The organism is Bradyrhizobium sp. T-12 (genome assembly GCF_058314695.1).
Genome location: NZ_CM177756.1, coordinates 1,355,520 through 1,369,207, shown reverse-complemented (window position 1 = coordinate 1,369,207; position 13,688 = coordinate 1,355,520). Strand labels below are relative to the sequence as shown.

Sequence of the window (13,688 nt, the reverse complement as noted above, 5' to 3'; positions counted from 1 at the left end):
ATATCGAGAAGGGTAGATGGATCTTCTATTTGATGGAATAAATGCCATATGATGGGAATGATTGATCTATCTATGGAATAATTGAATGGAATTGTTGAACGACATGGCGCTCTTCGTGGAGGTCGTGAAAGCCCGAAGCTTCCGGGGCGCCGCCACGACGCTCGATATGCCAAACTCGACCCTGTCGCGACGGATCAGCCTGCTCGAGAAGGAGATCGGTCTTCGCCTGCTGAACCGGACCACACGCAAGATCGAATTGACGGAAGCCGGCCAGCTGTATTTCGAACGTTGCAAGCGTATCGTCGACGAAGCGCGCCTCGCCCATGAGCAACTCGGCGAGATGCTGACCCACCCGACCGGACTGTTGCGCGTTTCACTGCCGGTGGACTTCGCGAATACTTATCTGGCGCCGGTCATCACCGAGTTCGCACAGCACTACCCCGGCGTCGATTTCGAGTTTGACCTCACGCCGCGACGCGTCGACCTGGTCGCGGAACCATACGATCTGGCGATCCGCAATGGAGAATCCCAGGCCTCCCACATGATCGCCCGGCCGCTTGCCCGCCTGCATGGCTATCTCTACGCCTCGCCGCGCTATCTCGAACTCAATGGTGAGCCACGCGAACCCACAGATCTCGCGCGCCATCAATGCCTTTGCCAGACGAGGGTGAGCAGTTGGACGCTGCACAACGGAGTGGAATCGGTGGAGGCGCCCGTCAGCGGCCGTTTCCACCTCAACAGCATCGGCATGCTCCGCCGCCTCGCGACGCTCGACATGGGCATCACCTTCGTGCCGCAGGAAATCGTCGCCGACGAAGTCGCAGCCGGCCGGCTGCGCCGCATCATGCCGCAATGGCAGGGCTTGCCCATGACCATCTATGCTGTCACCGAGACCAGACTGCTTCCAGCAAAGACGCAGCGCTTCATTGAATTTCTGCGCGAACGGTTGAACCGGGGATAGATCGGGCTGAACGCTACTGCGCCGTCTCGATCTTCAGCTGCTTGATCTTGCGATACAGCGTCGCACGGCTCAGCTTCAGCGCGCGTGCCGCTTCCGTCACGCGGCCACCATGCTTGCGCAGCGCGTCGACGATCGTGGCGCGCTCGGCTGCTTCGAGATCAGGCTCCGCGCATCCCCCGAACGGCGGTAGATCGAGATCGGCATCGGTGATCACGCCGCTCTCCGCGGTGCAGCCTGCGAGCCGCAGCACGTGGCGAAGCTGGCGCATGTTGCCGGGAAACGGGTAGCCCGCCAACTGCGACCTCGCCTCGTCCGAGAGCCTGCAGCCCGGCGCCTCCTCGCGCGCGATCTGGCGGATGATGTCGTCCCGATCCGCCCGCTCGCGCAAGGGCGGCAGCCGCACCTCCATGCCGCGCAGGCGGAAGTAGAGATCGGCGCGGAAGGCGCCCTCTTCCGCCAGGCGGCCGAGATCGCGGTGGGTGGCGCTGATCAGGCGGATGTCGACGGCGACGGGCTTGAGCGCACCGAGCGGCCAGACCTCGCGGTTCTCCAGGACGCGGAGCAGTCGCGTCTGCAGCGCGATCGGCATGTCGCCGATCTCGTCGAGGAACAGCGTGCCGCCGTCGGCCTGCACGATCAGGCCCTTCGAGCCGTCGCGGCGCGCGCCCGTGAAGGCGCCGGCCTCGTAGCCGAACAGCTCGGCGTCGATCAGGCTCTCCGGCATCGCCGCGCAATTCAGCGCGACATAATTGTTGCGTGCCCGGTGGCTCGCCGCATGAATGGCGCGCGCGAACACATCCTTGCCAACGCCGGTCTCGCCCTGCAGCAGCACCGGCAGGTCGTGATCGACGACGGCCCCGAGCCGCTTCACGCTTCTGATCAGCCCGGGATCGCGGCCCGCGAGCCTATGCAGCGCATCGAAACGATCGACGGGCGGATCGCGGCGCCTGATGAGCGGCCGCGCGCGCTGGGGCGGCGCGATCCGGCCCTGCCCCAACGGCCTGCCGTCGGCGCGGCGCAGCTGGACGATGTCGTCCGCACCGCGCACAGCGTGGTGATCGAACTTGACGTAGCGGGACAGGTCGATGCCGGACGCAATCAAACCGTCGGTGAGGCCCAGCAGGGCGCGCGCGGACTGGCATGCGCCGACAACGCGACGATCATCGTCATAGGCGACGAGGCCGCTGCCGCCATCGCCCGGCACGGTGGCGATCCAAGCGTTGCGGAAATGCTCGCGAAAGATCGCGCCTTCGATGCGGCGCGTGGCCTGCATCGCGACCGCGAGCGCAAGCTGGTGCGCGGCGCGGCTGAGGTCGTCACGACACGAGGTGATGTTGACGGCGCCGGCGATGCGGCCGGCAGCATCGAACAGCGGCGTCACCGCACAGGAGAAGATGCCCCACTGCTCGCGAAAGTGCTCGTCGCGATGAACCAGGATCGGCTTTTGCTCGGCAAGGCAGGTGCCGAGCCCGTTGGTGCCTTCCTGGGCCTCCGAAAAATTCGAGCCGGTATAGACCTTCCAGCGCAGGAAGATCTCGGTGTCGGCCTCGCCCGGCAAGCGGCTGAACAGCATGGTCGCGTTGGCATCGGCGAGATTGACGCAATAGCCGGCGTCCCGCAGCACGCGCGCGAGATCCTCGAGCTCGGAGGTGGCGAGCTGGATCGTCTCCTCCATCGGTTCGGCGACATGCCGAACCTCGGCTTCGGTGAGGGTCTGCGGCGGTCCCCGGCGGGCGGGATCGAGCTTGTGGCTGATCAGGGAGCGCCGCCAGGAATTGGCAATGCGCGAGGAGGCGTCGACGTCGGCCACATGATTGGCGACGGACAAGACACGGGCGACATGGTTCGAGGCCGAAAGGCTGGCCATCGCGGACGTCTCCACCCTGTATTATTGTGCAAAGTCTGGCACCACAGGCGGGGATGTCAATCGGGAACCGGAAAGGAGCTATTGCTGCACCGCCCTCACCACGTATCGATACACGGCCGCTTTTTCCCCGCCCTGGCCGGCGGCTTCGGCACGGACCGCAAGCCTGCCATGATCCAGCGCCGCGTCTCGGCGGGGTCGATGACGTTGTCGATCTCGAACACCGAGGCGATCGAGACCGCCTTGCCGTTGGCATAGAGCTCGGCGACCTTGTTGCGGTAATACGTCTCGCGCTCTTCGGGATCGGCGATCGCCTCCATCTCCTTGCGGAAGCCGAGGCGGACATAGCCCTCCAGGCCCATGCCGCCGAACTCGCCGGTCGGCCAGGCCGCGGTGAAGAACGAGGCGTGGAAACCGCCGCCGATCATCGACTGCGCGCCGAGGCCATAGCCCTTGCGCAGCACGATGCCGAACAGCGGCACGGTGAGGCTCGCGCCTGTCACGAACATGCGCGAGACGTGGCGGACGATCGCGGTCTTTTCGGCCTCGGGGCCGACCATGAAGCCGGGCGTATCGCAGAGCGAGACGATGGGGAGGTCGAAGGCGTCGCAAAGCTGCAGGAAGCGCGCGGCCTTGTCGCCGGCATCGGCATCGATTGCGCCGCCGAGATGGCGCGGATTGTTCGCGATCAGGCCGAACGGCTTGCCCTCGATGCGGATCAGCGCGGTGATCATGCCGACGCCGTAGTCGCGGCGCAGCTCCAGCACGCTGTCCTTGTCGGCGACCAGATCGATCACGCTGCGGATGTCGTAGACGCGTAAGCGATTCTCGGGGATCGCGCGGCGCAGCAGACGCTGGTCGGTCGCTTCCCAATCCGTCACCGCGCCCTGGAAATAGGACAGGTATTTTTGCGCGACGCGCGTTGCCTCTTCCTCGTCCTCGACCAGGATGTCGATGACGCCGTTCGGCGATTGGAACGAGACCGGGCCGACCTCGGCCGGATGATAGACGCCGAGCCCGCCGCCTTCGATCATGGCGGGACCGCCCATGCCGATCGAGGCGTTCCTGGTCGCAATGATGACGTCGCAGCAGCCGAGCATCGCAGCGTTGCCGGCGAAACAATAGCCGGAGACCACGCCCACGACCGGGACGAGGCCGGACAGCCTTGCGAATTGCACGAAGGACGGGCCGTCGAGCCCGGTCATGCCGAGCCGGTCGGTGTCGCCGGGCCGGCCGCCGCCGCCCTCGGCGTAGAACACCAGCGGCACGCGCCAGTCTTCCGCCAGCGTCAGCATGCGGTCAATCTTCTTGTGGTTCATATGGCCCTGCGTGCCCGCGAGCACGGTGTAGTCGTAGGCCACGACGATGCAGCGCGCGCCTTCGGGCCCGAACTTCTCGCCATTCACTGTGGCGACACCCATGACGAGGCCGTCGGCCGGTGTGTTCTTGATGAGGTCGTCGAGCTTGCGCCGGCGCCGCTGCGCCGCGATCGCGAGGCTGCCATACTCCATGAACGAGCCTTCGTCGACGAGTTGCGCGACGTTCTCGCGCGCGGTGCGCTGGTTGGTGTTGCGGCGACGCTCGACCGAGGCCGGGCGATTTTCGTCAAGCGTGTTGGCCTGACGGGCGATCAGCTCGGCGAGGTCGGGGCGGATGTGGTCGAGATCGACGTCGGCCTCCGCAGCCGTGTGGTCGGCCGCAACGTCGAGCGGCTCCAGATACATGATGGCTTCGCCATGCAGCAGCGTGACGCCATCGCCGGCCACGAGCTTCATGACACGACCGCCCTGCTCGGCCATGACGAGATGCTCCATCTTCATGGATTCGATCACGGCGAGCTGTTGGCCGGGGCGCACGATCTCGCCCTCCTTGACCTGGATGGTGACGATGGTGCCCTGCAGGGGAGCTGCGACCATCACCGTGCCTTCGGGCACGACCTGTGCGACATGCGCTTCGATACCGTGACCGCCGCTTTGCTCGGTCGCGGCGAAGTAAAGCGGCTTGGCCGCCCCATCGGCGGCATCGACGAGCTTTGCGATGTTGCGATCGATGAAGTCGGTCGCGATGCGGTTGGTCTTGAAATCTGGATGCGCGAGCACCGCCTGGAGGAAGGCGATGTTGGTGACGACGCCGTCGATCCGGAATTCGCGCAGGGCGCGCGACGCCTTGGCGACGACGTCGTGCCAGGCTTCGCCCGGCGTATGCACGATGACTTTTGCCAGCAGCGAGTCGAAGGCCGCGCTGGTCTTGTAGCCGGCATAGCCGAAACTGTCGACGCGGACGCCGGGCCCCGACGGCGGCTCGAACACGGCGAGCACGCCGCCGGTCGGATGCGTCGCGCCGCCGGCGTCCAGCGTCTCCATGTTGACGCGGAGCTGCATGGCATGGCCGCGCGGCTTCGGGATCGACCCTTGCGCGATGCCGAGCGAAGCCAGCGTCGCGCCCGCGGCGACCGCGAGCTGGGCGCGGACAAGATCGAGCCCGAGCACCTCTTCAGTCACGGTGTGCTCAACCTGCAGCCGGGGATTGGCCTCGATGAAGGCAAAACTGTCCTCGGCGGTGCCGTCGACCAGGAATTCGAACGTGCCGAGATTGTCGTAAGAGGCCGCCGTCGCAAGCTGCCTCGCCGCCTCGATGATGCGGCCACGCAGGGAATCGCTCAGCGAGGGGCTCGGGGCGACCTCGACCAGCTTTTGGTGCCGGCGCTGGATGGTGCATTCACGCTCCCAGAGATGCGAGATCGCGCCATGCTTGTCGCCGATGATCTGCACCTCGATATGGCGCGCCTGCCGGATCAGGCGCTCGGCATAGACGCCGTCGAAGCCGAAGGCGGCCTTGGCTTCCGACTGGCAGCGCGCATGGGCCTCCGCGAGATCGGCCGCGCTCTCCACCACGCGCATGCCGCGCCCACCGCCGCCGGCCATCGCCTTGATGACAATGGCCGCGCTGCTGCCGAGCGAGGTGAAGAACGCCGTGATCTCTTCGAGACTCGATGGCCCGCTGGTGCCGGCGATGATGGGGACGCCGCAACGTTTTGCGAGTTGCCGTGCCGCGACCTTGTCGCCGAACAATTCGAGTGCAGCCGGTTTCGGTCCGACGAAAGTGAGGCCTGCGTCGGCGCAGGCCTTAGCAAACGCCGCGTTCTCGCTGAGGAAGCCATAGCCGGGATGGACGGCATCGCAGCCGGCGCTCTTCGCCGCCGTCACCACCGCCTCGATGTCGAGATAGGCCCGGGCGCCGCGGCCGGGGATTTCGATCGCGTCGTCGGCTACACGCACGTGCAGCGACAGCGCGTCGTCGGCCGGATGGATCGCGACCGTCGCGATGCCGGCATCGGCGGCGGCGCGCGCGATGCGGATGGCGATCTCGCCGCGATTGGCGATCAGGAGCTTTTTGAACGACATCGTCTCTCTCATTCAGACGGCAGGAGGCACATTGGGATTGAGGTCCTGCTTCTTCACCTTGCCCGTCGCCGTCAGCGGCAGGGCGTCGATCATACGCACTTCCGGAACCTTGTAGACGGCCATGCGTTCGGCGCACCAGGCGCGCAGGTCTTCCGCGGAGATGGTGCCGACCGCCTCCGGCTTGAGCTGGATATAAGCCACCGGCACCTGGCCCTTGTCGGGATCGTCCCGCCCGACCACGCCCGAGCCCAACACCTTCGGATGCTGGCCGAGCAGGGCCTCGATCTCCGGCGGAAACACGCTCATGCCCTTGACCTTCAGCATCTCCTTGCGGCGGCCGAGGAAGTGCAGAAAGCCGTCCTTGTCGATGGCGCCGATATCGCCGGTGCGCAGCCAGCCGTCGACGAGCGACTCGGCGGTCGCCTCCGGCTTGTTCCAGTAGCTCTTGAGCAGCGAGGGCGTCCGCACGCGGATCTCGCCTTCGGCGCCAAGCGGCAGCAGCGCGCCGGTCTCGAAATCCGTGATCTTGAACTCTGCGCCGGGAACCGGCAGGCCGACGAAGATCGGCTGGTTGTTGAGATCGAAATCGTCGTCCTGGAAGCCTGCCGTGAAGGTGTTGGAGGTGTGGGTCTCCGTCATGCCCCAGGCCGCCTCCATCAGGATCGTGCCGGTGAGATCCTTCCAGCGCTTGCGGTAGTCGGCATTGAGCTTCTTGACGAAGGAGACGACGCGGACCTGCGTCAAGGACGACAGATCGAACTCGCGAAAGCGTGGATGGTCCATCAGTTCGACCGCGCTGTCGACCGGCATCGCGGTCATGGTCACCTTGTACTTGTCGATCGCGGCCATCGCGCCGACGGCGTCCCAGCGCGCGAGCAGGACCAGCGTGGCGCCGGAGAACAGCGGGAAGATCAGTCCAGAGTTCTCGCCCGCAATCCAGAACTCCGGGAAGAACGACAGGAACACGCTGCTCTCGCCGGGCGGCATCGAGATGCCGTAATTGGCCGCGGCCGTGTAGACCATGTCGCCATGGGTATGGACGCAGCCCTTGGGCATGCCGGTGGTGCCGCCGGTGTAGTTGAGCGCGGCAACATCATCGAGTCCGGGCGGCGGCAGCGGCGGTGACGCGGGCATCGCCGCAAGCGCGGGCAACAGATCGGTCGAGCCCGGCACCGCAACGCGCGGCGTGCGGATCGAGTCCGGAACGGGGAACGCGGGCGTTGTCGGCACGACGTCGGCAAAGCTGGTGACGATGATTTCGCGCAGACGTACCTCGCCCCTGACCTGCTCGATGACGGGCATGAGTTGGTCCAGCGACACGATCACCTCAGCCTGGCTGTCGTTGAGCGCGTAAGACAGCTCGAACGCGCGCGACAGCGGGCTGACCGGAACGTGGATCGCACCGAGCTTCAAAATGCCGAAGAACACGATGTGGAATTGCGGACAGTTCGGCAGGAAGACGGCGACGCGATCGCCCTTGCGCACGCCCTTGGCCGCCAGCAGCGCCGCGAAGCGGTCGCTCTGCCGGTCGAGATCCGCATAGGTCGTGACGTGGCCGTAGAAGATCACCGCGGGACGTTCGGGGCTGCGCTTCGCCCAGGCGCGCAGATATTCCGTCAAGGGAACTTCGCCGTGCAGGTAGTTCGGCGAACGCGGCAGGCCCTTCGGCCAGGCCTTGTCCCACAGGCCGCGCAAGGTGGCGAGGTAGTCCTGTTCGTTGAGGCCTGCGCTCATGACGTCTTCCCGTGCTGCTTTTTTTCTTCGCGCAGGCACGCACGTGCCGTCGCTCGACGTCATTACACGTCGAGCACGGCAGAGGTCATGTCAAGGAAAACAGCATCCGCGCCGCAGCCGATGCCGCGACGCGGAAATACCAGGAAGGTGCAGCGCGTTTCGTTACGCGGCGCGGACGCCCGCGACGAAGACGCTGACCTCGTTCTCGAGGGTTTGCAGTTTCTGGGTCAGGCGGCCGCTCGACTGCAGCACGAGGCCGGCGGCCTGCCCTGTCTCTGCGGTCGCATCGGTCACGCCGGAGATGTTTTGCGAGACCTGGTCGGTGCCGGAAGCCGCCTCCTGCACACTGTGGGCGATCGCCTGCGTCGCGGCGCCCTGCTCCTCGACCGCGGCGGCGATCGACGAGGAGATCTCGTTGACCTCCATGATGGTGGCACGGATGCTCTCGATGTTGCCGACGACCTGATTGGTCTCGGCCTGGATCGCGGTGATCTGCGCGCCGATCTCGTCGGTCGCCTTCGCGGTCTGGCTCGCCAGCGACTTCACTTCGCTCGCGACCACCGCAAAGCCCTTGCCGGCTTCGCCGGCCCGCGCCGCCTCGATGGTGGCGTTGAGCGCGAGCAGATTGGTCTGCGAGGCGATCTGGTTGATGAGGTCGATGACCTCGCCGATCTTGTGCGCAGCCGCAGCCAGCCCCTGCACGGTGTCGTTGGTGCGCTGACCGTCGGCGGCGGCCTTGTCGGCCACGGTCGCGGCCTGCGCGACCCGCTGGCTGATCTCCGAGATCGAGGACGACAGCTCGCCGGCCGCGGAAGCGACCGTCTGCACGTTGCTCGACGCCTGCTGGCAGGCCGTGGCGACGAAGCTCGCGCGGTCGCTCGCCTTGTTCGCGGTCTCCGACATGCCCTGCGCGGCCTGCTGCATCGCGCGCGCCTCGTTGAAGACGTCGCGGACGACGGCCTGGACGCTCGCCTCGAACTTGCCGGCGAGATCGGCCATCGCCTTGCGCTTCTCGTCGTCGGCCTTGTGCTTCATCTCTTCCTGCTCGGCATGCATCCGGCCCACGGCCGACGCATTGTCCTTGAACACGGCGAGTGCCTTGGCAAGCGCACCGACTTCGTTGCTGCGGTCGGTGTAGGGCACCTCGAAAGCGCTGTCGCCGGCGGCGAGGCGCTCGGTCAGCGCCGTGATCGTGGCCAGCGGCCGGGTGACGCTGCGTCCGATCAGGAACGAGGCGCCGAGAACCAGAAACAGCACGGCGAGGCAGACGTAGCCGAACGTCATCGCGTTCTGGCGGAACACGGCGTCGACGTCGTCGAGATAGATGCCGGTGCCGATGATCCAGCCCCAGGGCGCAAAGCCCTTCACATAGGAGATTTTCCCGACCGGCTGGTCGAAGCCGGGCTTGGGCCAGAGATAGCCATAGAAGCCGGCGCCCTGCTTCTTGACGACGTCAACGAAGCCCATGAACAATGCATTGCCGGCGGGATCCTTCATGCCGGACAGATCCTTGCCGTCGAGCTCCGGCTTGATCGGATGCATGACCATCTTGGGGGTCATGTCATTGATCCAGAAATACTCGACCTTGTCGTAGCGCAGGCTCTTGATCTCGGCCATGGCGGCGGCCTGGGCCTGCTCGCGCGGCAGTTTCCCCTCGCTCTCGAGCTTCTGATAGTGGGCGAGAATGCCGTAGCCGACATCGACCATGTGCTGCGTCTTGGCCTGACGGTCGGCAACCATCTGGCTACGCACGGTCGACAGGGCGATCGGCGCCAGCGCGATCATGCCGAGCAGGCTGATGCCGACAATGAGGACCAGCTTGAAACTGATGCGGGAGAAAATCATCGGAGCTCGCAAAATTGGCGGTACAGACATGCCAATTTATCCCGATCCCCTTAGCAAAGCCTTAAGCATTCCGGTTCCCGGAATTCAGGCCTCCCTCAGGCCGCGCGGACAGAGGTGAGGAAGGAGCTGACCTTCTGCTTCAGGCTTGCGCTGTCGGCGGCGAGCGAGCGTGCTGCGGACAGAACCTGGGACGATGCCGCCCCGGTCTCGGACGCCCCACGCTGCACGTCGGCGACGCCCGTGGACACCTGTCGCGTTCCGTGCGCGGCCTGCTGGACGTTGCGCGAAATCTCCAGCGTCGCCGTGCCCTGCTCCTCCACCGCCGCGGCGATGGCGGAGGCGATTTCCGAAAGGCCGCCGATGGTGTCGCCGATCTCCTTGATTGCCGCGACGGACTCGCCGGTCGCCGCCTGCATCCCGCTGACCTGCTCGCTGATCTCGCCGGTGGCCTTGGCGGTCTGCTCCGCCAGCAGCTTCACCTCCGAGGCGACCACGGCGAAGCCGCGACCGGCTTCGCCGGCGCGCGCAGCCTCGATGGTGGCGTTGAGCGCCAGTAGATTGGTCTGTGCCGCGATCCCGTTGATGAGCGCGACGATGTCGCCGATGCTGCTGGCAGCCCGCGCCAGCTCGTTGACCCGCTCGTTGGTTTTGTGCGCCTGCGCGACGGCATCGCCGGCCATGCGGGCCGACGTCTGCACCTGCCGGCTGATCTCCGTGATCGAGGAGCTGAGCTCCTCGGTCGCCGCCGCGACCGACTGGACGTTGGTCGAGGCTTCGCCGGAGGCGGCGGTCACCGTCCTGGCAAGGTCCTGCGACCTGTCGGCGGTCGAGGTCAGGGTGCCCGCGGAGCTCTCGAGGTTGCCGGCGGCCTGCGACACCGTCTCGATGATCGCACCGATCGCGTGCTCGAAATCGTCGGCGAGACGATACATGTCCTGCTTGCGCTGGGCTGCGGTGTCCAAGCGCAATCTCTCCTGCTCGGTGCGCAATTTTTCGCTCTCCGCCATCCGGTCGCGGAAATATGTCGTCGCGCGCGCCATCTGCCCGACTTCGTCGGCCCGCTTCGCTTCGGGCAGGTCGATCGACAGATCGCCGTCAGCCAGCGCCTGCATCGCGGCGCTGACGCCGCGGATGCTGCGGCTGACAGCAAAGCCGACGAGGCCGACGAGCCCGATCGCCGGAAGCGCGAGCAGCGCAATGATGCCGACGATCTTCCAGACCATCGCCATGAAGTCGGTCCAGATGTCGTTCACGAACACGCCCGTTCCGATGAAGACCTTCCAGGGCGCGAAACCCTTGACGTAGGACAGCTTCACCGCCGTCTTCGGATCGTCCTGCCGCAACGGCCAGTCATAGGCGTAGGTGCCTTCGTTCTGCTTGCGCACGATGTCGAGCAGAGCCGGGATGACGGGAACACCGTTGCTGTCCTTGATGCCGGAGACGTCCTTGCCCATCAGCTTGGGGCTTGGATGGGCGAAGCCGACCTGATCGTAGGTATGGGCAAACAGATATTCGTCGCCGGAATAGCGAATCTTCAGCAACGCGTCCTTGAAGCGCGCCTGTGCGTCCTCGCGGGTCAGTTGGCCCGCCACGGCCGCGGCCTCGTACTTTTCCGCAAGGCTGTAGCCGGCGTCGACCATGGCCTTCAGGACGTTCACCCTGTCCTGGTACATCCGCTGGTACATCGACCACAACGCAATACCGGTCACGCAGCAGATCGCCACCGCCATCGCCAGGACGGCACTCAAGAGCTTGGTACGGATCGAGATCTGGTTCAGCACAGTCGTTCTCTCTGGAGACGGGGCGCAGCAACACGCGAGCGCCGCATGAAATCAATGTCTGAGGCAATTCGACCATCGCCCGAATAGGCCCGGTATGACTTGATCGGCTTAAGGCGTCGTAAATCGAACCCCGCGCCGCGCCTTTCCATGGCATCTTCGGCAACATGGTACGGTTCGAAGGATTCAAGATTGGATTCGTTCAACGTGTTTTTACGGCGTTCGTCACTCGGCTCTGATGCGAAATCCTGATTGCAATTCTAGAACACCTCGATATCGCGCCCGCGAGCGTTGACTTGCGAGACGCTCTGGCGGAACGATAGCGCAGATCAAAGGCGGCGTGCGCGCTGCAGACGCCAGAGGCTCCATGCATCAATCGATACAACACCGGTCGTTGGACCTGCCGGCGCTGAGCGCGGCCGAACGGCTCTTCATCTGGGGCTTCCGCGCCAAGGCCCGCAGCGGAGGCGCGGTTCCTACCGCAGCCGACATCAAAGAGGTGTACGACCATTTTCGCGTGGGCGATGCCGTGCACTCGCTGGAATCCATCATCGAGATCTTCGCCTGCACGGCCCACACCGCCATCGAGGTGCACTGCCCGACCTGTCCGCGCGTGTCGGACAGCGAGCAGGGCATTTTGCACGCCGTCGCCGCGGCACAACAGGATCGCATCGACATCGTGCGCGAACAATTCGAGAGCTGGCTGCCGCCGGTCGGCGCCGATTGGGCGCTCGCGCCCGTGCGCGGGCTCGCGACGATCTTCCGCATGGCGGGTCTCATCCTGCCCGACCGGCAGCTGCGGTCTTTCGACCACGACCGGACCATGGCGATGAAGAGCTGGCTCGTCGGAAGCCCGACATTACACTGACGAGATCGTTCATGCCCCCGGATATTTGCGGTTCTGTCACGATCCCGAACGCCGGCCAGCCGCGGCTCTGTCCGCTTCAGGCCGCGCTTGCGGCGCGTCCCTGCGTCGAGAGCTACGATGACTTCTGCCGCGTCGCGCTGTCGTTGTTCCGGTTCATCGGGGCGGCCTATACCACCGGCGCGTCGGATTGCTGGGAAGCGGCCTATCGCTTTGCCGACGAGGCGCCGGGCATCTCCGACAGTCCGCTGCTGGTGGCGCGGGCTGCCGCACTCGTCAGAATCCTGCGCAGTGGCCGGCCGTGCGATCTGTGCTTCATGCCGCCGTCCTGCCGTCGCCTGTCGAAGGACGAGGCCGAATTGATGCAGCTGCTGGCGGTCGCGCGCCGCAAGCAGCCGGGCGAGCTCGAATCCATCGTCGGCCAGCTGGTCGGCTCCGGCAAGGAAGATGCGGCGACACGCGCGGTCAACGCGCTTGCACTGTGCTGAGGCTTAGGCGCCCTTCCTGCTCAGCACGAGATCGATCGTGTGCGCGGCGATCTTGCGCAGCTGCGGCTCGTCGCCGAAGGCACGTTCGAGCACCGCGAGGCCGCGCGTCACGGTGATGATGTGCAGCGCCGCGGCCGCGGGATCGCCGTTGAACTCGCCCCGCGCCGCGCCTGCCGACAACGTGTCCTCAACCAGTGCGGTGATGCGCGCAATGAGGCTCGCAAAGGCCTGGCGCGCTTCTTCGTCGAGCCCTTCGCTTTCGGCCGAGCCGAGCTCCATCAAGCCGCGCGTGGTCGGACATCCCCGCGACGGCTTGCCTGCGCGAAAATTGCTGATGGTCAGATCGAAGAACGCGGTGAGGCGCTTGCGCAACGAGCCCGTCGCGAGCGCCTTCTGCAGCGCCGCAAGATAATCCCCGGCATAGCGTTCATACGCCTGCAGAAACAATGCCTCCTTGCTGCCGAAAGCATTGTAGAGGCTGCCGCGCTGGACGCCGGCATCGCGCGCGATGTCCGACAGCGAAGTGCCGCGCACGCCGTTGCGCCAGAACTGGTCGAACGCGATGCGCAGGACCTCGTCATGATCGAATTCACGTGGCCGCAAACTCTGCTCCTGCAGTATTTGACACGATGTCAAGAACGTGCTTTCTAGACATCGTGTCAAAAACTGATCGGAATTGATAGCCCATTTCGTCAATGGGCCGAGCCGGCGGCGTACATTCGCCTTGCCGGATCGGCCCGCATGCAAAG

9 protein-coding genes are annotated in these 13,688 nt (G+C 65.5%); 3 read left to right on the top strand and 6 right to left on the bottom strand.

Annotated features, from left to right (window positions below):
* Nucleotides 1-85 precede the first annotated feature (85 nt).
* The gene (locus AC0WRY_RS06600) at nucleotides 86-961 is read left to right on the top strand and encodes a LysR family transcriptional regulator (RefSeq protein WP_194406219.1); all 876 of its coding nucleotides are present in this window, start codon (nucleotides 86-88) and stop codon (nucleotides 959-961) included.
* A 13-nt stretch (nucleotides 962-974) separates the two neighbouring features.
* Here AC0WRY_RS06600 and AC0WRY_RS06595 read toward each other — a convergent pair whose 3' ends face one another.
* From AC0WRY_RS06595 to AC0WRY_RS06575, 5 genes are all read right to left on the bottom strand, one after another.
* On the bottom strand, nucleotides 975-2,828 hold the full coding sequence (locus AC0WRY_RS06595; RefSeq protein ID WP_491122832.1) for a sigma-54-dependent Fis family transcriptional regulator: 1,854 nt from the start codon (nucleotides 2,826-2,828) through the stop codon (nucleotides 975-977).
* 95 nt (nucleotides 2,829-2,923) lie between these two features.
* The gene (locus AC0WRY_RS06590) at nucleotides 2,924-6,229 is read right to left on the bottom strand and encodes an acetyl-CoA carboxylase family protein (RefSeq protein ID WP_491122831.1); all 3,306 of its coding nucleotides are present in this window, start codon (nucleotides 6,227-6,229) and stop codon (nucleotides 2,924-2,926) included.
* Between the two features lie 12 nt (nucleotides 6,230-6,241).
* Complete coding sequence (locus tag AC0WRY_RS06585; RefSeq protein WP_491122830.1) at nucleotides 6,242-7,963, bottom strand: AMP-binding protein; 1,722 nt, start codon at nucleotides 7,961-7,963, stop codon at nucleotides 6,242-6,244.
* Nucleotides 7,964-8,125: 162 nt separating this feature from the next.
* Complete coding sequence (locus AC0WRY_RS06580; protein WP_491122829.1) at nucleotides 8,126-9,808, bottom strand: methyl-accepting chemotaxis protein; 1,683 nt, start codon at nucleotides 9,806-9,808, stop codon at nucleotides 8,126-8,128.
* 95 nt (nucleotides 9,809-9,903) lie between these two features.
* Complete coding sequence (locus AC0WRY_RS06575; RefSeq protein WP_491122828.1) at nucleotides 9,904-11,589, bottom strand: methyl-accepting chemotaxis protein; 1,686 nt, start codon at nucleotides 11,587-11,589, stop codon at nucleotides 9,904-9,906.
* Nucleotides 11,590-11,980: 391 nt separating this feature from the next.
* Here AC0WRY_RS06575 and AC0WRY_RS06570 point away from each other — a divergent pair, with 391 nt between their 5' ends.
* Nucleotides 11,981-12,454, top strand: coding sequence for a hypothetical protein (locus AC0WRY_RS06570; protein ID WP_491122827.1), 474 nt, complete (start codon nucleotides 11,981-11,983; stop codon nucleotides 12,452-12,454).
* Nucleotides 12,455-12,465: 11 nt separating this feature from the next.
* Nucleotides 12,466-12,939: a hypothetical protein gene (locus tag AC0WRY_RS06565; protein ID WP_194406212.1), complete on the top strand. Its 474-nt coding sequence runs from the start codon at nucleotides 12,466-12,468 to the stop codon at nucleotides 12,937-12,939.
* Nucleotides 12,940-12,942: 3 nt separating this feature from the next.
* On the opposite strand, the gene AC0WRY_RS06560 is transcribed toward AC0WRY_RS06565, so the two are convergent.
* Nucleotides 12,943-13,542, bottom strand: a complete 600-nt coding sequence (locus tag AC0WRY_RS06560; RefSeq protein ID WP_194406211.1) for a TetR/AcrR family transcriptional regulator — start codon at nucleotides 13,540-13,542, stop codon at nucleotides 12,943-12,945.
* Nucleotides 13,543-13,688: the final 146 nt, after the last annotated feature.